The following is a 24,966-nucleotide window of genomic DNA, read 5'->3' as shown; positions in this document are numbered from 1 at the left end:
GCTAGGCTCTGCCCATGACCACGCGCATGCCGAAGAAGCTGTACGAGCGGGAGATCAAAGCGCTTCAGGCGCAGTTGGTCGATATGCAGGCGTGGGTGCAGGCGACCGGTGCGCGTGTCGTGATCATTTTCGAGGGACGTGACGCCGCGGGCAAGGGCTCGACGATCAGCCGCGTTTCGCAATACCTCAACTCCCGCGTCACGCGCATCGTCGCGCTGCCGACCCCAACCGAGCGCGAGAAGACCGAGTGGTACTTCCAGCGCTACATCGCGCACCTGCCCGCGGCCGGCGAGATCGTGCTGATGGACCGCTCCTGGTACAACCGGGCCGGAGTCGAGCATGTCATGGGCTATTGCACGAACGCGCAGTATCACCGCTTCCTGCACCAGGCCCCGATTTTCGAGCGGATGCTGGTCGAAGAGGGCATCATCCTGCTGAAGTACTGGTTCAGTGTTTCGGACGTCGAACAGGAGCAGCGATTCCGCTCGCGCAACGACGACCCGATGCGCCGGTGGAAGCTCTCCCCCACCGATGTCCTGTCGATCACGAAGTGGGAAGATTACTCCCGCGCGAAGGACACGATGTTCGTGCACACCGACATCCCCGAAGCGCGCTGGCACGAGGTCGACAACGAAGACAAGCGGCGCGGCCGGATCAACATGATCCACCATCTGCTCTCCCAGGTGCCGTACGAGCTGGTCGAGCGGGAGCCGATCGATATCCCCCCGCGCCCGCCCTCCGGTGGGTACGAGCGTCCGCCGCGCGAGGCGCAGAACTACGTGCCCGACTACGCCGCAAAGCTCAGAGCCGCCGAGTAGGCCGGCGCACGACACTCACCCGCGTGCACCGGATTCGGATGGATGCCGTGGATTCGGATGGCGAAGGCGTCACGCATCCGAATCTGGTGACAATCCCCGAATCCGTGGCGCCCCGCGATGCCAGGGGCCGACCGGGTCCTCGGCCGTCCACACGACGGGCGGCCCGGCACCCGGACGCACGAGCCCACTGAGCCAGTAGGTCTCGTCGGGCGCCCACCCGCCGATGACCGAGGAATACTCGTCGTCGACGACGATCTCTCGGGTTGCGGCCGTCAGGTAGGCCCACGCGGTGAGGTGGACCGCATCCCACTCGCCCGCCACGCGCCCCCAGTCCGGCAAGAGCCACCTGCCCGCCCGTCCGGTCGTCCGATACCAATCATGGCGGCGACTCGCGGTGACTTCCAGGGGATACCGGCGGCAGAGCTCCGCCCAGTCGCGCTCGGAGCGGATCTCGTAGGTGCGACCCCCTCCGGCGACGGGAATCGCCACGGCACGCGTCCACCCGAAGCCGTCTTCGACGTAGGGGATGCCGGTGGGCACACCGTCCGGCCGCTCCCCCGTCGTGTGCGGCGCACCCCTCGGGTGCGACCACCAGTGGCCGCTGACGTTCGCCGCCGGGTCGGTCGGCCGCTCCCGCGCCGCCTGTTCCTCCTCGGCGCGGGTCGAGTCGCTCCACCGCGCCGCGGCATCCACCGGGAGTGCGAACGGCGAGAGGTCTCCGGCGGAGTCGAACTCCACGGCCCACTGTCTCTCGGTCCGGTCGCGCGTCCACCACTCGGCCGCGGGATGGGAGGTCACCTGCGCCGCGATCGCGGTGAGCGCGGCGCAGACGTCGGGATCGGCGGCCACGAGGTCGGCGCCGTCGGGCGACTGCCAGTACCGCGCGAAGTCGACCGAGCGTCGCAGCGCTTCGTCGATGACGGGCGCGGTCAGCTCGACGGGCGGAAGCGAGCGGATGAGCGCGGCGAGGTCGCCGGTGGATGCCGTTGTGTCCATCGGACCGCGGGATTCGAACGTGCCGCCGTCGTCGGTCCACCCGAAGCGCACGATCGACGCCCCGGCGGCGACATCCGCGTTGTACTCCAGCTCGAACAGCGCGTGCCGCGCGCGCTCGTCGACCTCTCGCGCCAGCTCGAGACAGATCCTGCGTCCGCGGGGCCCTGCCAGGAGGTCATCACTCATTCCGCGATCCTGCCATGAAACGAGGGACCGTCCGCCGTCCCCGGATGTGGATCGAGGGACCGGAATCGGACGGAGTGAACAGATTCGGATGCGGGAGCGCTCCCGCATCCGAATCTGATGACATTGTCCTAATCTGCGCGGAGCACGCACAGATCGCGGGCGCGGAGTCCGCGCGCCGGAGCGCCCGCGCCTCAGCTCGCGCCGGGGTAGTCCCGGGCGCCGGAGCCGACGTACAGCTGCTGGGGGCGACCGATCTTCGTCTGCGGATCGTTCTGCATCTCGGTCCAGTGCGCGAGCCAGCCCGGCAGACGGCCGATCGCGAACAGCGGCGTGAACATGCGCGTCGGGAAACCCATCGCCTTGTAGATCACGCCCGTGTAGAAATCGACGTTCGGGTACAGGCGACGCTCGCGGAAGTAGTCGTCGTTGAGCGCGATCTCCTCGAGCTCTTTCGCGAGATCGAGCAGCGGGTCGTGCACACCGAGTTCGGTGAGGACCTCGTCGGCGGACTCCTTGACGAGCTTCGCACGCGGATCGTAGTTCTTGTAGACGCGGTGCCCGAAGCCCATGAGCTTCACGCCGTCTTCCTTGTTCTTTACACGTTCGACGAAGCGCTCGACGCTCTCACCCGAATCGCGGATGCGCGCCAGCATGTCGAGCACGGCCTCGTTCGCGCCGCCGTGCAACGGGCCGTACAGCGCGTTGATGCCCGCCGAGATCGAGGAGAACTGATTCGCCCCGGTCGATCCGACGAGACGCACGGTCGACGTCGACGCGTTCTGCTCGTGGTCTTCGTGCAGGATCAGCAACCGCTCGAGGGCACGCGACGTGACGGGGTTGACCTGGTAGACCTCGGCGAGGTTGCCGAAGTTGAGCTTCAGGAAGTTGTCGACGAAGCTGAGCGTGTTGTCGGGATACAGGAACGCCTGGCCGATGCTCTTCTTGTGCGCGTAGGCCGCGATCACGGGAAGCTTGGCCAGCAAGCGGATCGTGTTGAGCTCGACGTGCTCGGGGTTGTTCGGATCTGACTGGCCCTCGTAGTACGTCGACAGCGCAGCCGTCGCCGCGGATAGCACCGACATGGGGTGCGCCGTGTGCGGCAGCGAGGAGAAGAACCGCTTCAGGTCTTCGTGCAGCAGCGTGTGGTGCCGGATCTTGTCGTCCCAGTCGCCGAGCTGGTCGGCGGTGGGGAGGTTCCCGTACAGCAGCAACCACGCGACCTCGAGATACGTGCTGCCCTGGGCGAGCTGCTCGATCGGGTACCCGCGGTATCGGAGGATTCCCTCATCGCCGTCGATGTAGGTGATCGCCGATTTGGTCGCCGCCGTGTTGACGAAGCCGTAATCCAGACTCGTGTGACCGGTCTGCTTCGTGAACGTCGAGAAGTCGACGCTCGGGACCCCTTCGGAACCTGCCAGAATCGGCAGCTGGGCGGTCCTGTCACCGACTGTGACAGTGGCCATCTGGGGGTTTCCCGTATCGGTCACGAAGCCTCCTTGCGTTCTCTGGGGGTCTTTACAGCCTAGCGGCCACTCGGGCCTACTCCGATCCGCCCCAAAGGATGCCGGATGTGAGAGGAGGATCCCTACGAATCCGCGAGCCGTCGTGCCGCTTCGGCGATGCGCTCGTCGGTCGCCGTCAGCGAGAACCGCACGTGCTGCGGGAAGTGCGAGCCGTAGAAGTGTCCGGGACCCGCGAGGATGCCGCGCTCCGCGAGCCGCCCCATGCTGACCCAGGCATCCTCGCCCTCCGTCGCCCAGAGATACAGGCCGCCCTCGGAGTGGTCGATGCGGAATCCTGCGTTCTCGAGCGCCGGGCGAAGCGCCTCGCGGCGGGCGCGGTACAGCTCTCTCTGCGTCTGGACGTGCGCGTCGTCCCCGAGCGCGGCGGTCATCGCGGCCTGCACGGGCCCCGGCAGCATGAGACCGAGGTGCTTGCGGGCCGTCAGCAGTCGGGCGATCAGGGTGCCGTCACCCGCGACGAACGCGGCACGATAGCCGGCGAGATTGGACTGCTTGCTCAGCGAGTACACGGAGAGGAGCCCCGAACGGTCGCCGTCCGTGACCCGCGGGTCCAGGATGCTGGGCACCCGCGCGGATGCCCACTCCCCCTCCCAGCCCAGCTCGGCGTAGCACTCGTCCGAGGCGATCACGGCTCCGAGCTCGCGCGCACGCGCCACGGCGGCGCGGTAGTCGTCGACTCCGAGGACGCGGCCATCCGGATTACCCGGCGAATTCAGCCAGACGAGCTTCGTACCCTCGGGCCAGGACGCGGGATCGTCCGTCGCGACCGGGGTCGCACCGACGAGCTTCGCGCCGACCGCGTAGGTCGGATACGCCGCGCGCGGGTGCACGACGATATCGCCCACCGTGATGTCCAGGAGCAGGGGCAGAAGTGCCACGAGTTCTTTGGATCCCACCGTGGGGAGCACGTCGTCGACCGAGAGGCCGTCGATGCCACGCCGCCGGGCATACCAGGCGACGATCGCTTCCCGGAGGGCGGGCGTCCCCACGGTCTGCGGGTACGCGTGCGCATCAGTGGCCGTCGTGATCGCCGCGACCACGACCGCCGGCGTGGGGTCGACGGGGGACCCGATCGACAGATCGACGAGACCGTCCGGGTGCGAGCGAGCCGTGTGCGCGTAGGGGGCGACGGCATCCCACGGATAGTCGTCGAGGTCGCGGACGGCCATCAGTGCGACTGCGGAGGGAGTGCGGAGATGACGGGGTGATCCTTTGCGATCACGCCGACCTTCGCCGCGCCGCCGGGCGATCCGATGTCTTCGAAGAACTCGACGTTCGCGGTGTAGTAGTCCTGCCACTCGCTCGGGAGGTCATCTTCGTAGTAGATCGCCTCGACCGGACAGACCGGTTCGCACGCGCCACAGTCGACACATTCATCGGGGTGGATGTAGAGGGAGCGCTCGCCCTCGTAGATGCAGTCGACGGGGCACTCGTCGATGCAAGCTCGGTCTTTCACATCCACACACGGAAGCGCGATCACATACGTCACGCCTTCCAGTCTAGTTCGTGGGTGACCCGTCCCCGGGCGTGACCGTCATGTCCGCGTCATCTGCGACGGTCCGAATCGGCACCGATGGCCAGGCGATCACGATCGCCGCGATGATCGGCACGGCAAGCGTCCAGATGATCCCCGTCGACAAAGCGCCGTCCTCCGGAGCCGGCACGACGACCGAGCCGCCGGGACCTCGTCCCGAGAACACGAGGGTCGAGAGCATCGCGCCCATCGCTGTCGCGAGTGTGGCCCATCGGTCGGCCGTCAGTAGACGGACGGCTGCGAGGAGCGCGCCGACGCCGACGACGGCGACCACCAGCCCGAGCGGGAACCACCCCCACGATGCCGCCTGGCCGATCGTGCCGGCGATGCCGTAGACCACGCCGATCACAAGGGCGATCGCCCACGTCCCGAAGCGTGCCCAAGAAAACTCCACGCCTAAAGTCTAGGCGCCCGGCCCGCGCCCCACCCTGCTGTGTGTGCGACGGGGCATCCGCGGTGAGACGGCGTGCAAGGCATTCCGTCAACGATTACCCTGGCACGCATGAGCAGGATCTTCGGAATGAGTGTCGCCTCGGTCTACGTCCACTACGTCGCCAAGGCGGAGCGCAAAGGCCACACGAAGGCCGAGGTCGACGAAGTCACGCAGTGGCTGACGGGGTACTCCCCGACCGAACTCGACGCGCATCTCGCTCAGGGCACGACGTTCGAGGACTTCTTCGCCGCGGCGACCCTCAACCCGAATGCGTCGCTGATCACCGGGGTGATCTGCGGCATCCGCGTTCACGAGGTCGAAGACCCGCTCATGCAGAAGATCCGCTACCTCGACCTGTTGGTCGACGAGGTCGCCCGTGGCAAGGCGATGACGAAGATCCTCCGCGCGCCCTGACGCAGGTCAGGCGCCGGCATCCTGGCGCTTCAGACGCGATGCGGCACGGCCACGCTCGGTCGCGTCCAGGTTCACCTTGCGGATGCGGACGACCTCGGGGGTCACCTCGACACACTCGTCGTCGCGGGCGAACTCGAGGCTCTCCTCGAGGGTCAGCAGGCGCGGAGGGGTCATCGATTCGAAGGTGTCGGAGCTCGCCGCACGCATGTTGGTGAGCTTCTTCTCCTTCGTGATGTTGACGTCCATGTCGTCGGCGCGCGAGTTCTCGCCGATGACCATGCCCTCGTAGACCTCCTGCGTGGGCTGCACGAAGAACGACATGCGCTCCTGCAGCGCGATCATCGCGAACGGGGTGACGACACCCATGCGGTCAGCGACGATCGAGCCGTTCTGACGCGTGGTGATCTGACCGGCCCAGGGCTCGTAGCCGTGCGAGATCGCGTTCGCGATACCGGTACCGCGAGTCGTCGTGAGGAACTCGCTCCGGAAACCGATGAGACCGCGCGAGGGGACGATGAACTCCATGCGCACCCAGCCGGTGCCGTGGTTGGTCATGTTCTCCATGCGGCCCTTGCGGTTCGCCAGGAGCTGCGTGATCGCGCCGAGGTGCTCTTCGGGGGTGTCGATCGTCAGGTGTTCGAACGGCTCGTACGTCTTACCGTCGACCTTCTTCGTGACCACCTGGGGCTTACCCACCGTGAGCTCGAAACCTTCGCGACGCATGTTCTCGACGAGGATGGCGAGGGCCAGCTCACCACGGCCCTGGACTTCCCACGCATCCGGACGTCCGATGTCGACGACCTTGAGCGAGACGTTGCCGATGAGCTCCTTGTCGAGACGGTCCTTGACCATGCGCGCGGTGAGCTTGTGCCCCTTGACCTTGCCCATCAGCGGCGACGTGTTTGTGCCGATCGTCATCGAGATGGCGGGGTCGTCGACCGTGATCGCCGGCAGCGGGCGGACGTCCTCGGGGTCGGCGATCGTCTCACCGATCGTGATGTTCTCGAAGCCTGCGATGGCGACGATGTCGCCGGGGCCCGCCGATTCGGCGGGGTAGCGGTCGAGCGCGCGAGTCTTCAGGAGCTCCGTGATACGCGCGTTGCTGGTTGTGCCGTCGGCGCGAACCCAGGCGACGGTCTGGCCCTTCTTCAGGGTGCCGTTGAAGACGCGCAGAAGCGCAAGGCGGCCGAGGAACGGGCTCGAGTCGAGGTTCGTGACCCACGCCTGCAACGGCGCCTCGTCGTCGTACGCGGGAGCGGGAACGTGCTTGAGGATCGCGTCGAACAGCGGCTCGAGGTCGTCGTTGTCGGGCAGCGAGCCATCCTCGGGGCGGTTGGCCGAGGCGGCACCGGCGCGGCCGGACGCATAGACGACGGGCACGTCGAGCAGTGCGTCGACGTCGAGATCGGGCACATCGTCGACGAGGTCGGAGGCCAGGCCCAACAGCAGGTCGTGCGCTTCTTCCTCGACCTCCGCGATGCGGGCGTCGGGGCGGTCTGTCTTGTTGACCAGCAGGATGACGGGGAGCTTCGACTCGAGCGCCTTGCGCAGGACGAAGCGGGTCTGAGGCAACGGGCCTTCCGAGGCATCGACGAGCAACACCACACCGTCGACCATCGACAGACCGCGCTCGACCTCGCCACCGAAGTCGGCGTGGCCCGGAGTGTCGATCACGTTGATCGTGATCTCTTTGCCGTCGGCGTGCTTGCCTTTGTAGGTGATCGCCGTGTTCTTGGCGAGGATCGTGATGCCCTTTTCACGCTCGAGGTCGTTGGAGTCCATCGCACGCTCTTCCATGTGCTCGTGCGAGCCGAAAGAGCCGGTCTGGCGGAGCATCGCGTCGACGAGCGTGGTCTTGCCGTGGTCGACGTGCGCGACGATTGCGACGTTGCGGAGGTCCGAACGGAGGGCGTGCGCCATGGAAGTGTCCTTGCCGAGTGGGGAGAGAAAGTCGATCGCTGTCCACGGAAAACGCGAGACATGCGCACTTCAGCGTACCGCAGGCTTCCCTGAGGGTCGCCCGGATGCCTGGACGCACGCGCACGGGGCGGACTCCCGAAGGAGCCCGCCCCGCACTCTTGCGTGATCACTCGATCAGCTGGTGGCCCAACCGACCGTCGTCCAGTCGATCGTCTCGAACTGGGTAGCACCCCAGTTGACGAGACCGTCCTTGACCGCGTACACGTTCGGCAGCGGCGCGAGCGGGAACATCGGAACGTATTCCCAGATCACGTCGTTGATCTCCTTGGCGATCTCGACGCGCGCGTCCGGGTCGAGCTCCGCGTTGACCTGGTCGTACAGGTCACCGAGGCGGTCGTCGGTCGTGCCGGTGAAGTTCGACTCGGAGTCGAGCGGGTAGTACAGCGCCTCGGACGAGGAGATCGGGAACGGCGTACCGACCCACGAGAACGACACCATCTCGAAGTTGCCCGGGATGACGTAGTCACTGAAGTACTGCTGCGCGGGCACGGTCTCCAGCTCCACCGGAATACCGAACTCACCGAGGTCGGCCTGAACCTGCTCGGAGCGCTGGATGTTCGTGGCCGTGTCGGCCGGAACCGTGATGCTGAGCTCGAGAGCCTCGCCATCCTTGGTCCACGACTCGCCGTCCTTCGTGTAGCCGGCTTCCTCGAGGAAGCTCGCGCCCGCCTCGGGGTCGTAGGGCAGCGCCTTGTCTTCGTAGCCGTTCTGACCCGGCATGAAGATGTAGTCACCCTGTGTGACGGGCGGGGCGCCGACGGGCGTGTTCGCCGATGCAGCGATGCCCTCGCGGTTGACGATCGATGCGACAGCCTTGCGGACGTTGACGTCGGCCAGCGGGCCTTCCTTGGCGTTCATCGTGACGTGCGTCCAGGTGAGACCACCCGAGGTCTGGACCTCGGCGTCGGAGCGGGTCTGCGCGGTCTGGTACAGGTCGGCGTTGGCCGAGATGTACAGCGCGTCGATCTCGCTGTTGGCGAAGGACGAACCCTGCTGGTCCTGGCTCACGGCCTTGAAGAGAACCGTCTCGAGCTTGGGCGTCTCGCCCCACCACGCGGGGTTGCGCTCGAGAGTGACGACCTGGCCGGTCACATCGATGTTCGAGATGCGGAACGGTCCCGACGAGGGAACAGCCGTCGCGCGATAGCCGTTGTTGTACGCCTCGGGGTCGCTGGAGATCGCCGCCGGCAGGACTGTGCTGAACAGTGACTGCCAGTCGGCGTAGACCTGCGAGAACGTAACGATGACGTCGAACTCGTCGGCACCCTGCTCGACAGAGGAAATGTCCTCATATCCGGCAGTAGAGGCGGCGGTGTAAGCCTCATTGGAGCCGTTCTGCGCGGCCCAGAAGGCCTGGTAGTCGGCGACCGTGATCGGCGTGCCGTCTTCCCACACGGCGTCGGGGTTCAGCCTGATCTCGACGACCTGGGGGTCGTCGCTGGTGACCTCGGCCGACGTGGCGTAATTCTCGTCAAGCACAGGTGTGCCGTCTTCAGCGATCTTGAACGGGCCGCCGATGGTCAACTCGGAGATGTCGACCGTGTCGGCCTCATTACCGTCGACCTCGTTGGTGTTGAACTGAACGGGCAGCGAGCTCACCGCAAGCGTGAGGGATCCGCCGTCTTCGACGCTCGCAGCGTCCGCGCGAACCCACGCCGTGGCGGGAAGCTCAGCGGCCTCGGTCGCCGAGCCGGTGGGGCTGGTCGTGTTGCCGGCTGCACAGCCTGTGACGATGAGCGCCGCAGCGCCGAGCATCGCCAGAGAGCCGAGCGCCTTAGCACTCCGATTTCTCATGTGATCGTTCCTCTCGATTTTTTCTGGGGGGCCCTTCGGCGCGTGGTGCCGCGCGCGGAGGGAGTTCAGGGGGTGGTTGCCGGTTCCTGCGCGACAGCGATGTCGACGAGCGCCGATTTGTCGACGTGATGACAGGCGACTCGCACCCCGCCGTGTCGCGCGAGGGTGGGATCGGTGTCACGACACTGCGCCTGACGCGGTTCGTCGAGCATCGCGTAGAGGGGGCAGCGCGTCCGGAACCGGCATCCCGTGATCTCTTGCGTCGGACTCGGCAGGTCGCCCTGCAGCAGGATTCGGGCGCGTCCGCGCTCGATACGCGGGTCCGGAATCGGAGCTGCTGAGATGAGCGCCTTGGTGTATGGATGCCGGGGGCTTCCGAACACCTCGGCGATCGGTCCCTGTTCGACGACGGCGCCGAGATACATCACGGCAACGTCGTCCGCCATCTGCCGGACGACCGCCAGGTCGTGCGCGACGAAGACATAGGACAACCCCAGCCGATCCTTGAGGTCTTCCAGCAGGTTGATGATGCCGGCCTGGATCGAGACGTCGAGCGCCGACAGCGGCTCATCGAGGACGATGACCGAGGGATCGGTGGCCAGTGCCCGGGCGATGCCGATGCGCTGGCGCTGTCCGCCGGAGAACTCGTGCGGATACCGGTCGGCCATCGCCGGGTCGAGGCCGACGAGGTCGAGAAGCTCCACGACGCGCTGATCGCGCGCCTGCTTCGACGCCCCCTGCACGAGGAGCGGCTCGCTGATGACCTCACCGATCGGGAGGCGCGGGTCGATCGCGCCCATCGGATCCTGAAACACGATCTGGACGTCCTTGCGCAAGCCGTGAAGGTCCTTGCGCGACAGCGTCGCGACGTCCTTGCCGTGGATCGTGATCCGCCCGTGCTGGGGCCTCGTCATCTCCATGATCTCGAGGATCGTGGTCGTCTTGCCGCAGCCGGACTCCCCCACGAGGCCCAGGGTGCGACCGGGTCGGAGCGAGAAACTGACCCCGTCGACCGCGCGGACCGTACCGATGCGACGCGGGAAGACTGCGCCCTTCATGAGCGGGAAGTGACGCTTGAGGTCTTCGACCACGATGACCGGAGCATCGTCGGTGTCGGCGATTTCGTCGGAGGGCAACGGCTCCGGCCGCGGGAACACGTCGCCACGATCGAGCTCACCACGCGCGATCTCGCCGGCACGGATGCAGGCCGCCAGGTGCGGCGGCTCGACACCCGGCTCGTACGCGACGAGGTCGGGCTCGATCGTGCGGCACTCGTCGATCGCGATCGGGCAACGCGGAGCGAACGGGCATCCGGTCGGAAGGCTGTTGAGGGACGGCGGGCGCCCTTCCAGCGGTACGAGTCGCTGACTACCCGCCGTCAGCATGTTCGGCACGGAACGCAACAGCCCGATCGAGTAGGGCATGTGCGCGTTGTGGAAGATCTGCTCGGTGCTGCCGATCTCGACGAGCTTTCCGGCATACATCACCCCGACGCGATCGGCGTGGCCCGCAACGACACCGAGATCGTGCGTGATGAGGACGACGGCGGCGCCGGTGATCTCCTTCGCACGCTCGAGCACCTCGAGGATCTGCGCTTGGATCGTCACGTCGAGTGCCGTTGTCGGCTCATCGGCGATGATCACCTTGGGATCGTTCGCGATCGCCATCGCGATCATGGCGCGCTGGCGCATTCCGCCGGAGTATTCGTGAGGGAACGCGCGGGCGCGACGCTCCGCATCGGGGATGCCGACGACCTTCAGCAGCTCGATCGCCCGGGCTTCGGCTGCCTGCGCCGAGAGCCGCGAGTCGTGGACGCGCAGCGCCTCACCGATCTGCTGGCCGACCGAGTACACCGGGGTGAGGGCCGACAGCGGGTCCTGGAACACCATCGCGAGCTCTTTGCCGCGCACGCGCGACAGCTGGGTGTCGTTCATCTCCAGGAGGGACCGGCCCTCGAACTCGATCGCCCCGGAGACCTGAGCCGTCGACGGCAGGAGGCCCATGATCGCGAGCGACGAGACCGATTTCCCCGATCCCGACTCGCCCACGATGCCGAGGAACTCCCCCGGGAAGATGTCGTACGAGATGCCACGGACGGCCTTGACCGGGTCCGCTCCGCGCTGCGGGAAGGTGACGCTCAGATCGCGCACCGACAGCAGCGGTGTTCCGGTACGGGAGACGAATTCAGCCACGGTTCACTCCGGACGTGGGATCGATGGCGTCGCGCAGCGCATCGCCGATGAGGCTGATCGCGAACAACAGGATGATGAGCACCATGGCGGGGAAGACGAACAGCCACGGCCGCGTGAGAGCAGCCGCCGTGCCGTCTGCCAGGAGCGTGCCGAGCGAGACGTCGGGCTTCTGGACGCCGAAGCCGAAATAACTCAGGGAGGTCTCCGCCATGATCGCCGAGACGACGCCGAGCGTCGCGTCGATGATCAGCAGCGAAGCGATGTTGGGGATGATGTGGCGGCGCAGGATCTGCCCCGTCGGCATGCCCATGTAGCGCGCCGCCCGGACGAAGTCGCGGTTGCGGAGCGATCGCGTTTGACTGCGGACGACCTGCGCCATGATCATCCAGCTGAAGATCGCGAGGAAGATCGTCAGCGCGACCCAGGACAGCCCTTTATAGATCGGGCTCAGCAGCACCAGGATGAAGAAGGAGGGGATGACGAGCAGCAGGTGCACGAACCACCCGATGGACTTGTCCACCCATCCGCCGAGGTACCCGGCCGTCGAACCGACGACGGCAGCGATGAGTGTCGCCGCAGGGCCGGCGATCAGGCCGATCACGAGTGACTTCTGCAGGCCGGACAGCGTCTGCGCGTAGAGGTCCTGACCGATGGCATTGGTGCCGAACCAGTGGATCATCGTGGGACCCATGTTCATGTTCAACGGATCGCGCTCGGTCGGCGACCACGCGTAGAGCGCCGGACCGATGAACGCCCACACGATGATGAAGATGATGACCGCGGCGCCGACCCAGAACCGCGGCATGCCCTTCAGACGCAGCCACACGAGGCGGTTGCGCGACATGGGGCGACGGGCGGGGCCGACGACGTTCGCGGGATCGAGCGAAGCCTCGACGGCCTCTTCCTGTGCGATGGTCATGTCAGCTCCTCACTCTCGGGTCGAGCGCGGAATAGAGGATCTCGGACAGCGTCGACGACAAGAGCACGAGGACGGCGATGTAGAGGGTCGAACCTGCCATGACGTTGATGTCGTTCTTGGTCACCGCCTCGAGCGTGAATTGCCCCATGCCGCGCCAACTGAAGACGATCTCGAGCATGGCCGAGCCCGCGATGAGCGTGCCGAAGCTGTAGGCGAAGAAGGTGGTCATCGGGATGAGCGCGATGCGCACGCCGTGACGCACCAGAGCCGTGTTGCGCGGAAGACCCTTCGAGCGGGCCGTCCGGATGTAGTCGGCACCCAGAACGTCGAGCATGACGCTGCGCTGATACCGCGAGTACGAGGCCGCACCGATCAGCGCGAGCGCGATCGTGGGCAGGAGGAGATGGACGGCGCGGTCGAGAGCGAGATCCCACCAGGACCCCGAGATACCCGCCGTGTATTCGCCGGTGAAGCGGATCACCTGCGACCCGATCAGGTTGTTGAACGCGGTCGCGGCGATCATGAGCAGCACGCCGATGACGAAGGTCGGCATCGCGAAGATGAGAAAAGAGGCGTACGTCACGATCTGATCGCTCGCGCGGTATTGCCGCACCGCGCCCCAGACACCGAGGATGACGCCCAGGATCGCGCCGATGATCGACCCGATCAGCAGCAGCCGCAAGCTGGCACCCGAACGCGAGACGATCTCAGCGGTGACCGACTGGCCGCCCACGGTCGTGCCGAGCGAGAACTGGGTGAACAGGCCCACGAGCCAGTCCCAGAGGCGCACGAGCACCGGAACATCGGGATTGACGCCCATCGCGTTGAGGGAGGCGTCAATCGACGACTGCGGCGGCCGCGGGTTCATGCCGTAGAAGCGCTCAGCCGGATCCAGGATCACGCTGGCGAGGATGTAGGCCATGCAGGTGGCGACCAGCGAGAGGATCGCGTAATTGATGAACCTGCGGACGATGTAGAAGGTCATCGGGTGGCACCCGGATCCCCGGGAGCGGCGGCTGTTGTCTGCACGGAGCTTCTTTCGTCCAGCAGTCGCCGCCTGGTGGGCAGCGACTCAGTGATTCGCCGGTTGTTGAACCCGGTGAATAGACCCTAACCCCGTGATCATCTCTGAACGTGAGCTGTAGGGAGTCTTTGCAGGACCGTAACATTTCGTGACGTGCAAGAGAAATGCATGAGATACAGCCTCTACAGGCGCCAGTTCGATCACGCAGGACCGCCCGTCATCACCACTGCGACAAGCGCCCACGCGACGATGACCGCGAGGGAGCCGAGCCCCCAGAGGTCCCACGAGCGGGTGGGTGTGCCACCGGGTACGCCGGAATCGACCGCCGCTTCCCACCGTCGCCGGATCGCCTCGACCTCGTGCAGGGCCGGGGGCTCCCGACGCCCGCCGTCCACCCGTGTGCGGCTGGGCCGGCCGGGCCGGCCCGCGACGGGACCGCCGAACGCCTTCAGCTCGCGTCCCTCGTCATAAACGAACACGACCTGGTACCGCAGGCGGACATCCCGCACCGCGCCCCACGGCAGCCGAGTGCGGCGGAGGAAGTTCTGCACCGTGACAGCACCGGCATCCGTCTCGATCACCGAGGCGTACATGAGCAGGTACACGAACCACACCGCGAGCAGGACCCAGGGCGCGAGGAGGAGCATCTCCCCCCATCCGGCGCGCACAACGGCATCCCCCAGGAGGAACAGCGCCACGACGCCCGAGACGATCATCGCGATCGTCCCGGATGGCGCGCGCAGGACATCCCGCTCGCGCGGGGCCTCGGAGCTCACCAGGTCAGTTCCCGCCCAGCGGGATCGAGGCACCCGGGATCGCGTCCAACAGACGCCGGGTGTACTCCTGGGTCGGACGGGCGAAGATCTCGTCCACGGTGCCCTGCTCGACGACGCGGCCTTTCTCCATGACACACACGAGGTCGGCGGCCACACGGACCACGGCCAGGTCGTGCGTGATGAAGAGGTACGTCAGCCCGAGCTCGGACTGGAGTTCGGCCAACAGTTCCAGGATCTGATCCTGCACGAGCACGTCGAGCGCCGAGACCGCTTCGTCGAGAATGACGATGTCGGGCTTGAGCGCCAACGCCCGCGCGATCGCCACGCGCTGTCGCTGTCCACCCGAGAGCTCGTTGGCGTATCTCGACGCCAGGGCCTGCGGCAGCGACACCTGGTCGAGGAGCTCGCGCACACGCGCACGGCGCGATGCAGTGTCTCCCACCTTGTGGATGCTGAGCGGCTCGGCGATCGTATTGCCGATATTGCGCATCGGGTCGAGTGATCCGTACGGGTCCTGGAACACCGGCTGCATGCGGCGACGGAGATCGAAGAGAGCGCGCTTGGACAGCCCCGACACGTCGTTGCCGTCGATCTCGATCGCGCCGGATGTCGGGGACTCGAGCGCGAGCACCATCTTGGCGACCGTCGATTTGCCCGATCCGGACTCACCGACGAGCGCGAGCGTCTTGCCGCGCGGGATATCGAAGGAGACGCTGTCGACGGCCCGGAACGGAGTACTCCGGAAACCGCCCTGACGGATCTGGTAGTCCTTCGTGAGGTCGCGCACGCGGAGCGTCGGCGGGATGCCGGCGACGTCCGCCGTCGTCTCGATACCGCGGTCTTCGGCTTTCGCCTGAATCCGCTGCGACGCGATCGACGGCGCCGCCGCGACGAGCCGCTGTGTGTACGGGTGGCGCGGGTTCTCGAGGATGAGGCGACTGGGGCCCGACTCGACGATCTCGCCGTCCTTCATCACGATGATGCGCTCCGCGCGCTCCGCCGCGAGTCCCAGGTCGTGCGTGATCAGCAGCACCGACGTGCCCTTCTCGCGCGTGAGCTTCGCCATGTGGTCGAGGATGACGCGCTGGACGGTGACGTCGAGCGCGGACGTCGGCTCGTCGGCGATCAGGAGCTTCGGGTCCGCCGCGAGGCCGATACCGATCAGGGCACGCTGACGCATGCCTCCGGAGAACTGATGCGGATACTGATGCATCCGCTTGTCGGCGTCGGCGAGGCCGGCCTGCTTCAGCACCTCGATCGCGCGCGCTTCGACCTCCCGCCTACCGGTCGCGATGCCGTTGGCGCGGACAGCTTCCTTGACCTGGAATCCGATCGACCAGACCGGATTGAGATTACTCATCGGGTCCTGCGGGACGTAGCCGATCTCGCGCCCGCGGACATCCTCCATCTGACGCCGGCTGTACTCGGTCAATTCCTCGCCGTCGAGCAGAATGCTGCCTTCGGTGACGTGGCCCGTGCCCGGGAGGAGGTTGACGACAGCGGATGCCGTCGTCGACTTGCCGGATCCGGACTCTCCCACGATGGCGATCGTCTCGCCGGGGAAGATGTCGAAGCTGACACCGTGCAGCACTTCGCGGGTGCCGGATTGCGAGTCGAACGCCACCCGCAGGTCGCGGACACTCAGCAGCGGTTCACGGGAGATCTCGCGGGGAGTCATGTCGCTCATCGGCGGGCCCTCGCTCTCGGGTCGAGGGCGTCGCGGACCAGCTCGCCCAGAAGGATGAATGCCAGCACCGTCACGGTCAAGATGAGCGACGGGTAGATGAGTGCCATCGGGGCGATGCGCAGCGACTGCTGGGCCTGGCTGATGTCATTGCCCCACGACATCGTGCCACTGCCGAGGCCGACACCGAGGAAGGACAGCGTCGCCTCCGCGACGATGGCAGCGGCGAGGCTGAGCGTGGTGATCACGAGCAGCGGCGCGATCGCATTCGGGATGACGTGGGTCACCATCGTGGTGAAGCGGGACTGGCCGAGTGCACGCGATGCCGTGATGAAGTCCGCCTGCCGTACGCGCAGCACCTCGGCGCGCACGACACGCGCGGTCGAGGCCCACGCGAATCCACCGATCGCGAATGCGAGCGTGAACTCATTGCGGTTGGTGGAGAAGACGCTCATCACGACGACCGCGGCGAGGATGTAGGGAATCGAGAAGAAGATGTCTCCGACACGCGACAGCAGCGAGTCGAGCCATCCGCCGTAGAAGCCCGCGAAGGCTCCCATGATCAGGCCGATGACCGTGCCGATCAGCGTCGCGAGGAGGCCCACGACGAGTGACGTGCGAGCGCCCCACACCATGCGCGCCCAGATGTCGCAGCCGAGGAACGTGAACCCGAGCGGGTGGCCCTCCATCGGACCGCCATTGCTGTTGGCAAGCAGACAGTTGTCGTTCGGGGGTGTCTGCGTGAACAGAGTCGGCCAGATCGCCATCAGGAGCACGATCGCCACGACCACGACGCTCCCCCAGAACGTGGGCCGGCGACGCAGGTCAGTCCACGCATCCGTCCAGAGGTTCGAAGGCTTCTCGTCGACGCGCACGGCATCGACGACCAGGGTCGCTTCCTTCACGGGGGCGACGAAGTGGTTTCGACCGGTGGGGTCGTTGACATCACTTGACATAGCGGATCCTCGGGTCGAGCAGGCCGTAGAGCAGGTCTACGAGCAGATTCACGATCACGTAGATGATGACGAAGACGGTCACGAACGAGACGACCGTGGGGCCTTCGTGCTTCTGGATGGCCTGGAAGAGAGTGTTACCGACACCCGGCACGTTGAAAATACCCTCGGTGACGGTCGCTCCCACCAGAAGCACACCGAAGTTGGTCGCCGAGTTGGTGATCACCGGGATGAGCGAGTTACGCAGCACGTGCGTGGGGATCACGCGACTGCGCGACATGCCCTTGCTGTAGGCCGTCCGCACCCAGTCCTGGTTCAGCGTGTCGATCACCGACGAGCGCATGAGGCGCATGCTGGTCGCGTAGAGGCTGAAGCCGAGGACGATCGCCGGCAACCACAGGTCGCCCCAGTCGTTCTGCGCGCCGACCGTGGGCTTGAACCAGCCCCACTGGATCGCCAGGAAGTACTGCGCCAGGAAGCTGAAGACGAAGATCGGCAGCGCGACGAAAAGGAGCGCGATCACGAGCATGGTGTTGTCGAAGAACTTGCCCTTGCGCAGCGCCGAGACGGTACCGATGATGATCGCGAGGGTGAACTCGATCGCGATGGCCATGATGGCCAGGCGCCCGGTGACCGGCAGGGTACGGGCGAGCACGTCGTTGACGGACTGACCCGAGAAGGTCACGCCCAGGTTCCCCTGGAAGATCCCGGTGATGTAGTAGAAGTACTGCACGAGGAAGGGCTCATCGAGGTGGTACTGCGCGCGGAGCGCTTCGACCACCGCAGGGTTCGGCGTCTTGTCGCCGAACAGCGCGAGGATCGGGTCTCCGGGCAGAGCGAAGACCATGAAATAGATGAGCAGTGTTGCCCCGAAGAACACGGGTATCACCTGCAACAGGCGTCTGAGGATGTAACCGAGCATCCCCTCTCCCTCCACGCATGGGGGTGCTGCGCGACGTGTCGTCGCGCAGATGTCACCCGCTAAAAGTATCGTCCCGCGTTATCGACGCGGGCGCGAGGTCTGGGCGGACAAACCGCGAGGCGGTGACGCATCGTCACCGCCTCGCGGTTTGCGATCGGATTACTTGGTGATCTGGTGGTACAGCGGCACCGAGTTCCAGCCGAACTCGACGTTCTCGACGCCCTCGGCGAAGCCGCCGGTCACGTTCGAGTACCAGAGCGGCAGAACCGGGAGGTCCGCGAGGAGGATCGACTGAGCCTCCTGGAAGTCGGCGTTCGCCGCTTCCGGGTCGGTCGCCGAGATACCCGAGGACAGCAGGTCGTCGAACTCAGGGTTCGAGTAGTCACCGTCGTTGGAGCCGGCGCCGGTGGCGTACAGCGGGCCCAGGAAGTTGTACAGACCCGGGTAGTCCGCCTGCCAGCCCGTGCGGAACGCGGTCTGGATCGTGCGACCCGTGACGTCGGTGCGGAGCGACGCGAAGTCGACGAACGGCGCGCCGGACGCGTCGATGCCGAGCGTGTTCTTGATCGAGTTGGCGACCGCGTCGACCCACGTCTGGTGTCCACCATCGGCGTTGTACGCGATCTGGAACGAACCCGTCCACGGCGCGATGGCGTCGGCCTCGGCCCACAGCTTCTTCGCCTCGTCGGGGTTGTACGCCAGAACCTCGGCGCCCTCGAGGCTGTCCGACCAGCCTGCGATGACCGGCGACGTGAAGTCGCTGGCGGGGGTACGGGTGCCCTGGAAGACGACGTCGGTGATCTCTTCGCGGTTGATCGCCATCGAGATCGCCGCGCGACGCAGCTTGCCCTCGTCGCCCGAGAAGTGCGCGAGGCGCTCCGGGATCGTGAACGACTGGAAGATCGCGGCGGGCTGGTTGACAGCGCGCTCGCCCAGCTCGTCTTCGAACGTCGCGAGAGCGGACGGCGGCATGCCGTCGATCACGTCGACGTTGCCACCCTGGAGGTCGGCGTAGGCCGCTTCCTGCGTGGCGTAGAAGATGATGTCCAGGCCCGCGTTCTGCGCCGTGCGGCCACCCGTGTAGTCCTCGTTCTTGACGAGCGAGATCTGGACGTCGTGCTGCCATGCGTCCTCGGCGGCCAGCTTGTACGGGCCGTTGCCGATCGGGTTCTCGCCGAAGGCGTCGATGTCCTCGAAGGCCACGTCCGGGAGCGGGTAGAACGCCGAGTATCCGAGACGCAGCGCGAAGTCGGAGGCCGGCTTGTTGAGCGCGATCGTGAAGGTGTAGTCGTCGACTTCCACCAGACCGGTCAGCTCGGTGTCCTCGTCCCAGCTGAAGCCCTCGATGTCCTCGAAGAAGTAGCTCGAGAGCTGCTCGTTCGACAGCTTCGCGCCGTAGTTCCAGGCCTCGATGAAGTTGTGGGCCTGCACCTCGGTGCCGTCCGTGAAGGTCTGGCCTTCCTTGATCTTGACCGTCAGGTTCTGCGCGTCGTCGACCGTGATCGACTCCGCCATGTCGTTCTGCGGCTCGCCTGCTGCGTCGTAGTAGATCAGGCCGGCGAAGATCTCGTCGAGGATCTTTCCGCCACCGACCTCGTTCGTGTTGGTCGGAATGAGCGGATTTGCAGGCTCGGAGCCGTTCGTCTTGATGATGGCGGTGCTGGCTCCGCCCTCCGACGCGCTCGGCGTTCCGCTGCCGGTACCGGCGCAGCCGGCGAGAGCCAGCCCTCCGGCGACGAACAGCGCGATGCCCGCGAGGGCGATCTTGTTGCGCTTCAACTTATCCTCCAGTGCAAGGGTGATGCGCCCACAGCTGAGTAGGGACAAGCTGGGGCGCGGATAGGGAAACCATAAGCACCGACGGCGCCTTGGTCAAAACTCCCGGGCACAACGTTACATACCCTTAACTCAATCTCGCCTTCGTATGGCAATCTGACAAGGTGCAGCAGGCTCCGTCTCCGGTTTCACGTTCGCGGCTGTGGTGGGAGATCGCGATCGTGCTCGCCCTGTCGGTGGGTCGCTCGGCGGTGTACTCCGTTCTCTCACTCGTGCAGGCGCTCACCCGGGAGGAGTCGCTCGGGGATCAGTCGACGTCGCTGAATCCGGGTGCGAACGCGCAGGCGTTCTGGGATGTCGTGAACCAGGTCGTCGGCCAGGTGTTCGCGTTCGCACCGATCACGCTGGCGATCTATTTCCTCTGGGAGCCCGGGGTCTCGGCGTTCCGCCGGATCGGGCTGGACTTTCGTCGGATGGGCTCCGACATCGGGCGCGCGCTGCTGCTCCTCGTCGTGATCGGCGTGCCCGGGCTCGGGCTGTATGCCGCGGGCCGAGCGCTCGGCATCACGGTGCAGGTCGACGCATCCCCGTTGGACCCGTCGTGGTGGACCATTCCGCTGCTCCTCCTCGCGGCGCTCCGCGCGGGACTCACGGAAGAGGTCATCTTCATCGGCTACCTCTTCGACCGCCTGCGCCGGCTCGGGTGGGGGACGTGGACGATCATCCTGTCGACCGCTGCACTCCGCGGCGCGTACCACGCATACCAGGGATTCGGTCCGATCGTCGGCAACATCGCGATGGGTATCGTCTTCGGCTGGGCCTACCACCGGTGGGGCCGCGTGATGCCGCTGGTTCTCGCGCACGTCCTGATCGACATCATCGCCTTCGTCGGCTACCCCCTCGCCGCAGCCTGGTGGCCCTCGCTCTTCTGACCCCCGCCCTGTCCCGTCGGCGAAACACCTTCTGTGCGCCGAGACACCGAGTACCTGCGGGTGTCTCGGTGCGCAGGAGGTGTCTCGCGGTCCAGCCAGGCGATTCGAGGGAGATATCCACAGGGGGGGGTTGCGGCGAGTTGTCCACGAGAGCGACGGTGGAGCGCCCGCGCGGAGGCTCGATCGGATGTGATCGCAGGATGCCGATCATCGCCGCCGGGGCCGTCGCGCCCTCTCCTGTTCCCCTGCTGCGCCGCAATGAGCACGCGCACCTCGATCGCGCGGTCCGGAGCGGCGAGCTCGCTCGCGTGGCACGCGGCGTGTACGCACCGCGTGAACTGTGGGCCACCCTCCCGCCGTGGGACCGGTACCTGAGCCGCGTGCACGCCGCCGCCGCGCGGTATCCCCACGCGGTCTTCGTACGCGATTCCGCGGCGGCGCTCCGGGGATTACCCGTGTTCGGCGAACCCGCGTGGGTGCACGCGATCAACGCCGGGACGGCACCGACTCGGCGGGTGGGAGATGTCGTTTTCCATTCGGCCGAGCGGATGCCGCAGCACGACCAGCGGGGAGGGATCGAGGTCGCGACCATCGCCGAAATCGCAATCGACGCGGCTCGTTTGCGGCATCCGGCGGTCGGCCTTGCGATCGTCGATGCGGCGTTGCGTCGCGCGCCAGACCTGTCCACCCGGACATTGGGAGCGCTCAGCGAGACGCATCCGTCGTCGCGGGGGCGAGCGCGTGCGCGCTGGGTGATGGACCGCGCCTCACCGACACCGGAGTCGCCTTTGGAATCGGTGAGCCTGGCCGTCATCGAATGGCAGGGATTTCCGCCACCGCAGTGCCAGGTCTGGGTCCGCGGCGGCGGGGACGATGATCGCGTCGACTTCGCGTGGCCGCAATGGGGCATTGCGGGCGAAGCGGACGGGGAGATCAAGTACAGCGGTGAACTCGGCGACGCGCGAGGCGCTCTGCGCGCCCGCGGCATTCGCGATGCACGACTGATGCGTCGCGGGATGCCGACGATCCGACACTGGGGGTGGAACGATCTCGTGGCGCCCGACCTGCTCCGAACGATTCTCGCCTCAGCCGGGCTGCCCATCATCCGCCCCGTTTCAGCGGACCCCCTCCGGACCCTCGCCGCCGCTCTCCGCGGCGCGCCCTGAGCCCGCGCGGTCACCTCGCCGACGAGACACCATCCGTGCACCGAGACACTGGATGCCCGCGCGTGTCTCGGTGCAGGAATGGTGTCTCGGTGGAAACGGGCGGGGGGCGGGGGGGTTAGGCGAAGGCCTCGGGCGGGGGGCAGGCGCACACCAGGTTGCGGTCGCCGTAGGCGTTGTCGATACGGCGCACGGGGGGCCAGTACTTCGTGCGCACCAGCGTGTGCACGGGGTAGACCGCCTCGGCGCGGGTGTAGGGATGCTCCCACTCCCCCTCGATGACCGACGACGCCGTGTGGGGAGCGTTCACGAGCGGATTGTCGTCCGCCGGCCAGCGTCCGCCGGCCACCGCCACAGCCTCAGCGTGGATCGCGATCATCGCCTCGATGAACCGCTCGATCTCGCCGAGATCCTCCGACTCGGTGGGCTCGACCATGAGGGTCCCGGCGACCGGGAACGACATCGTCGGCGCGTGGAAGCCGTAGTCGATCAAGCGCTTGGCGACATCATCGACCGTGACCCCGGTCTCCTCGCGGAGCGGCCGGAGGTCGAGGATGCACTCGTGCGCGACGAGCCCACCCTCCCCCGCATACAGCACCGGGTAGTACTCGCGAAGCCGCACCGCGATGTAGTTCGCGGCGAGCACGGCGGCACCGGTCGCGGCGCGCAGGCCTGGGGCCCCCATCATCCGCATGTACGCCCACGAGATCGGCAAGATGGATGCCGACCCGTACGGCGCAGCGGAGATCGGTCCGCCGTCGAACACGAACCCGCCCGCGTGCTCGGCACGCTGGGCGAGCGGGTGCGACGGCAGATAGGGCGCGAGATGCGCCTTGGCCGCGACGGGTCCGACGCCCGGTCCGCCGCCGCCGTGCGGAATCGCGAACGTCTTGTGCAGGTTCAAGTGCGACACGTCGCCCCCGAGATCGCCGAAGCGCGCGAACCCGAGGAGCGCGTTGAGGTTCGCCCCGTCGACGTACACCTGCCCGCCGGCGGCGTGGACGGCCGAGGTGATATCGACGACATCCTGCTCGTAGACGCCGTGCGTCGACGGATACGTGATCATCAGCGCCGAGAGGTTCTCGGCGTGCAGCGCGATCTTGGCGCGCAAGTCGTCGAGGTCCACGTTCCCGGCCTCGTCACACGCGACGACAACGACCTTCATGCCGGCGAGCACCGCCGAGGCGGCGTTCGTGCCGTGCGCCGACGAGGGAATCAGGCACACCTCGCGGTGAGCGTCGCCGGCGGCGTGGTGGTAACCGCGGATCGCGAGGAGCCCCGCCAGCTCTCCCTGCGACCCGGCGTTCGGCTGCAGCGAGACAGCGTCGTACCCGGTGACCTCGGCCAGCCACGACTCGAGCTGCTCGATCATCACGAGGTAACCGGCGACGTCATCGAGCGGCGCGAACGGATGGATGCGGGAGAACTCCGGCCACGTCACCGCCGCCATCTCGGTCGCCGCGTTGAGCTTCATCGTGCAGGAGCCGAGCGGGATCATACCGCGGTCGAGCGCGTAGTCCCGGTCGGCGAGCTGCTTGAGATAGCGCATCATCGCCGTCTCGGAACGGTGCGTGTTGAAGACCGGATGCGTGAGGAACCCATCGGTCCGTCGAAGATCGTCGGGCAGGTGAGTGAGACCACCACCCGCGACGAAGCCGAACGCCCGCTGGGCGGGCCCGCCGAAGACCTGCACCAGATGGTGGAGGTCGGAGACCGACGTCGTCTCGTCGACCGAGATCCCGACCGAATCGCTGTCGCGGAACCACAGCTGGTAGCCGCGCTCGCGCGCGGCGGCGACCACCTGTTCGGCGCGACCGGGGGTGCGGACGACGACCGTGTCGAAGAACTCATCGTGGGCGAGCTCGTTGCCGGCTTCGGTCAGCCACTGCGCGAGCAGTCCCGCGTTCCCGGCGACGTCGGTCGCGATCCGGCGGAGCCCGTCGGGTCCGTGGTAAACGGCGTACATCGACGCCATGACGGCCAGCAGCACCTGCGCCGTGCAGATGTTGGAGGTCGCCTTCTCGCGACGGATGTGCTGCTCACGGGTCTGCAGCGACAGCCGGTACGCCGGGTGACCGGCGGCGTCCATCGAGACGCCCACGAGGCGACCCGGGAGTTGACGCTCGAGGCCGGCGCGCACGGCCATGTATCCGGCGTGCGGACCGCCGAATCCCATCGGCACGCCGAAGCGCTGGGTCGTGCCGACCGCGACGTCCGCGCCGAGCGATCCCGGCGAGCGCAGCAGGGTCAGCGCGAGAAGGTCGGCCGCGACGACGACGAGGCCGCCCTGGGCCTGAACCTCGGCGATCACGTCGGACGGGTCCCAGACTCGGCCGGATGCGCCCGGATACTGCACGAAAGCGCCGAAGGCATCGATGGCGCCATCGTCCGCGAAGTCTGTCAAGACGATCTCGATCCCCAGAGCCGCAGCGCGGTGATCCAGCAACGCGCGGGTCTGCGGCAGCGCGTCGGCGTCGACGAGGAACACGTTCGAGCGCGACTTCGACGCGCGACGTGCGACCAGCATCCCCTCGACGACGGCCGTCGACTCATCGAGCATCGACGCGTTCGCGGTCTGCAGCCCGGTCAGGTCGGTGACCATCGTCTGGAAGTTGATCAGCGCCTCGAGGCGCCCCTGCGAGATCTCGGGCTGATAGGGCGTATACGCCGTGTACCAGGACGGGTTCTCGAGGACGTTCCGCTGGATCACGGACGGCGTGATCGTGTCGTAGTACCCGATCCCGATCATCGAACGCGCGACGCGATTCTGCGACGCGAGATCGCGGAGCTCCGCGAGCGTGTCGGCCTCCGAGGCTGCGGGCGGAAGGACCGAGTCGATCGTCGGGTCGACGTGAATGGATGCCGGGACCGCCCGCTCGACGAGTGCGTCGACGCTGTCGTAGCCGAGGGCATCGAGCATCTGCCACTGGGCAGCTGCGTCGGTCCC

At 66.8% G+C, this 24,966-nt stretch carries 20 protein-coding genes; 4 read left to right on the top strand and 16 right to left on the bottom strand.

The features are described from left to right. Positions 1-26 precede the first annotated feature (26 nt). Entirely contained in the window at positions 27-818 is a 792-nt protein-coding gene (ppk2, locus tag N4R40_RS03325) for a polyphosphate kinase 2 (RefSeq protein WP_261606212.1), read from the top strand. Positions 819-887: 69 nt separating this feature from the next. Here the strand turns inward: ppk2 and N4R40_RS03320 are convergent, their stop codons facing one another. The 5 genes from N4R40_RS03320 to N4R40_RS03300 all read right to left on the bottom strand — a co-directional run bounded on the left by N4R40_RS03320 (position 888) and on the right by N4R40_RS03300 (position 5,451). Continuing rightward, positions 888-2,000, bottom strand: a complete 1,113-nt coding sequence (locus N4R40_RS03320) for a hypothetical protein (RefSeq protein WP_261605941.1) — start codon at positions 1,998-2,000, stop codon at positions 888-890. Between the two features lie 191 nt (positions 2,001-2,191). Beyond that, on the bottom strand, positions 2,192-3,463 hold the full coding sequence (locus N4R40_RS03315; RefSeq protein ID WP_407665831.1) for a citrate synthase: 1,272 nt from the start codon (positions 3,461-3,463) through the stop codon (positions 2,192-2,194). 122 nt (positions 3,464-3,585) lie between these two features. Then, positions 3,586-4,692 carry a succinyldiaminopimelate transaminase gene (dapC, locus tag N4R40_RS03310; RefSeq protein ID WP_261605939.1) on the bottom strand — a complete coding sequence of 369 codons (1,107 nt, stop codon included), beginning with the start codon at positions 4,690-4,692 and terminating at the stop codon, positions 3,586-3,588. Continuing rightward, the gene (fdxA, locus tag N4R40_RS03305; RefSeq protein ID WP_261605938.1) at positions 4,692-5,012 is read right to left on the bottom strand and encodes a ferredoxin; all 321 of its coding nucleotides are present in this window, start codon (positions 5,010-5,012) and stop codon (positions 4,692-4,694) included. Before fdxA ends, dapC begins: the two co-directional genes overlap by 1 nt. Positions 5,013-5,022: 10 nt before the next feature. Continuing rightward, positions 5,023-5,451, bottom strand: coding sequence for a DUF6113 family protein (locus N4R40_RS03300; RefSeq protein ID WP_261605937.1), 429 nt, complete (start codon positions 5,449-5,451; stop codon positions 5,023-5,025). A 108-nt stretch (positions 5,452-5,559) separates the two neighbouring features. Here N4R40_RS03300 and N4R40_RS03295 point away from each other — a divergent pair, with 108 nt between their 5' ends. Beyond that, entirely contained in the window at positions 5,560-5,904 is a 345-nt protein-coding gene (locus tag N4R40_RS03295; protein WP_261605936.1) for a DUF2200 domain-containing protein, read from the top strand. A 6-nt stretch (positions 5,905-5,910) separates the two neighbouring features. Here the strand turns inward: N4R40_RS03295 and typA are convergent, their stop codons facing one another. From typA to N4R40_RS03245, 10 genes are all read right to left on the bottom strand, one after another. Beyond that, positions 5,911-7,824, bottom strand: a complete 1,914-nt coding sequence (gene typA, locus N4R40_RS03290; RefSeq protein ID WP_261605935.1) for a translational GTPase TypA — start codon at positions 7,822-7,824, stop codon at positions 5,911-5,913. A 174-nt stretch (positions 7,825-7,998) separates the two neighbouring features. Then, positions 7,999-9,678: an ABC transporter family substrate-binding protein gene (locus N4R40_RS03285; RefSeq protein WP_261605934.1), complete on the bottom strand. Its 1,680-nt coding sequence runs from the start codon at positions 9,676-9,678 to the stop codon at positions 7,999-8,001. A 65-nt stretch (positions 9,679-9,743) separates the two neighbouring features. Further along, on the bottom strand, positions 9,744-11,870 hold the full coding sequence (locus tag N4R40_RS03280) for an ABC transporter ATP-binding protein (protein ID WP_261605933.1): 2,127 nt from the start codon (positions 11,868-11,870) through the stop codon (positions 9,744-9,746). Then, positions 11,863-12,789 (bottom strand): ABC transporter permease, encoded by a 927-nt coding sequence (locus tag N4R40_RS03275; RefSeq protein WP_261605932.1) that lies wholly within the window; start codon positions 12,787-12,789, stop codon positions 11,863-11,865. The genes N4R40_RS03280 and N4R40_RS03275 overlap by 8 nt, the downstream gene beginning before the upstream one ends. A 1-nt stretch (position 12,790) precedes the next feature. Then, positions 12,791-13,774 carry an ABC transporter permease gene (locus N4R40_RS03270; protein ID WP_261605931.1) on the bottom strand — a complete coding sequence of 328 codons (984 nt, stop codon included), beginning with the start codon at positions 13,772-13,774 and terminating at the stop codon, positions 12,791-12,793. Positions 13,775-14,013: 239 nt separating this feature from the next. Next, positions 14,014-14,589 (bottom strand): PH domain-containing protein, encoded by a 576-nt coding sequence (locus N4R40_RS03265; RefSeq protein ID WP_261605930.1) that lies wholly within the window; start codon positions 14,587-14,589, stop codon positions 14,014-14,016. A gap of 4 nt (positions 14,590-14,593) precedes the next feature. Beyond that, positions 14,594-16,267 (bottom strand): dipeptide ABC transporter ATP-binding protein, encoded by a 1,674-nt coding sequence (locus N4R40_RS03260; protein WP_261606211.1) that lies wholly within the window; start codon positions 16,265-16,267, stop codon positions 14,594-14,596. A gap of 5 nt (positions 16,268-16,272) precedes the next feature. Continuing rightward, complete coding sequence (locus tag N4R40_RS03255) at positions 16,273-17,229, bottom strand: ABC transporter permease (protein WP_261605929.1); 957 nt, start codon at positions 17,227-17,229, stop codon at positions 16,273-16,275. Then, positions 17,219-18,148 carry an ABC transporter permease gene (locus N4R40_RS03250; protein ID WP_261605928.1) on the bottom strand — a complete coding sequence of 310 codons (930 nt, stop codon included), beginning with the start codon at positions 18,146-18,148 and terminating at the stop codon, positions 17,219-17,221. Before N4R40_RS03250 ends, N4R40_RS03255 begins: the two co-directional genes overlap by 11 nt. Positions 18,149-18,307: 159 nt before the next feature. After that, positions 18,308-19,927, bottom strand: coding sequence for a peptide ABC transporter substrate-binding protein (locus N4R40_RS03245; protein ID WP_261605927.1), 1,620 nt, complete (start codon positions 19,925-19,927; stop codon positions 18,308-18,310). A 161-nt stretch (positions 19,928-20,088) separates the two neighbouring features. On the opposite strand from N4R40_RS03245, the gene N4R40_RS03240 reads away from it, so the two are divergent. Both N4R40_RS03240 and N4R40_RS03235 read left to right on the top strand, forming a co-directional pair. Then, entirely contained in the window at positions 20,089-20,856 is a 768-nt protein-coding gene (locus tag N4R40_RS03240) for a CPBP family intramembrane glutamic endopeptidase (RefSeq protein ID WP_261605926.1), read from the top strand. Between the two features lie 200 nt (positions 20,857-21,056). Beyond that, positions 21,057-22,022 carry a type IV toxin-antitoxin system AbiEi family antitoxin domain-containing protein gene (locus N4R40_RS03235; RefSeq protein ID WP_261605925.1) on the top strand — a complete coding sequence of 322 codons (966 nt, stop codon included), beginning with the start codon at positions 21,057-21,059 and terminating at the stop codon, positions 22,020-22,022. 115 nt (positions 22,023-22,137) lie between these two features. Here the strand turns inward: N4R40_RS03235 and gcvP are convergent, their stop codons facing one another. Then, positions 22,138-24,939, bottom strand: a complete 2,802-nt coding sequence (gene gcvP, locus N4R40_RS03230) for an aminomethyl-transferring glycine dehydrogenase (RefSeq protein ID WP_407665830.1) — start codon at positions 24,937-24,939, stop codon at positions 22,138-22,140. Between the last annotated feature and the right edge of the window lie 27 nt (positions 24,940-24,966).

It is taken from the genome of Microbacterium memoriense, from assembly GCF_025398275.1.
Lineage (GTDB): Bacteria > Actinomycetota > Actinomycetes > Actinomycetales > Microbacteriaceae > Microbacterium > Microbacterium memoriense.
This window is presented reverse-complemented; position numbering and strand designations above follow the sequence as displayed.

Coding starts and splice junctions, on each gene's coding strand:
- ppk2 (WP_261606212.1), top strand. CDS start 27: ATGCCGAAGAAGCTGTACGAGCGGGAGATCAAAGCGCTTCAGGCGCAG.
- N4R40_RS03320 (WP_261605941.1), bottom strand. CDS start 2,000: ATGAGTGATGACCTCCTGGCAGGGCCCCGCGGACGCAGGATCTGTCTC.
- N4R40_RS03315 (WP_407665831.1), bottom strand. CDS start 3,463: ATGGCCACTGTCACAGTCGGTGACAGGACCGCCCAGCTGCCGATTCTG.
- dapC (WP_261605939.1), bottom strand. CDS start 4,692: ATGGCCGTCCGCGACCTCGACGACTATCCGTGGGATGCCGTCGCCCCC.
- N4R40_RS03295 (WP_261605936.1), top strand. CDS start 5,560: ATGAGCAGGATCTTCGGAATGAGTGTCGCCTCGGTCTACGTCCACTAC.
- typA (WP_261605935.1), bottom strand. CDS start 7,824: ATGGCGCACGCCCTCCGTTCGGACCTCCGCAACGTCGCAATCGTCGCG.
- N4R40_RS03285 (WP_261605934.1), bottom strand. CDS start 9,678: ATGAGAAATCGGAGTGCTAAGGCGCTCGGCTCTCTGGCGATGCTCGGC.
- N4R40_RS03275 (WP_261605932.1), bottom strand. CDS start 12,789: ATGACCATCGCACAGGAAGAGGCCGTCGAGGCTTCGCTCGATCCCGCG.
- N4R40_RS03270 (WP_261605931.1), bottom strand. CDS start 13,774: ATGACCTTCTACATCGTCCGCAGGTTCATCAATTACGCGATCCTCTCG.
- N4R40_RS03260 (WP_261606211.1), bottom strand. CDS start 16,267: ATGACTCCCCGCGAGATCTCCCGTGAACCGCTGCTGAGTGTCCGCGAC.
- N4R40_RS03255 (WP_261605929.1), bottom strand. CDS start 17,229: ATGTCAAGTGATGTCAACGACCCCACCGGTCGAAACCACTTCGTCGCC.
- N4R40_RS03250 (WP_261605928.1), bottom strand. CDS start 18,148: ATGCTCGGTTACATCCTCAGACGCCTGTTGCAGGTGATACCCGTGTTC.
- N4R40_RS03235 (WP_261605925.1), top strand. CDS start 21,057: ATGCCGATCATCGCCGCCGGGGCCGTCGCGCCCTCTCCTGTTCCCCTG.
- gcvP (WP_407665830.1), bottom strand. CDS start 24,939: ATGCTCGATGCCCTCGGCTACGACAGCGTCGACGCACTCGTCGAGCGG.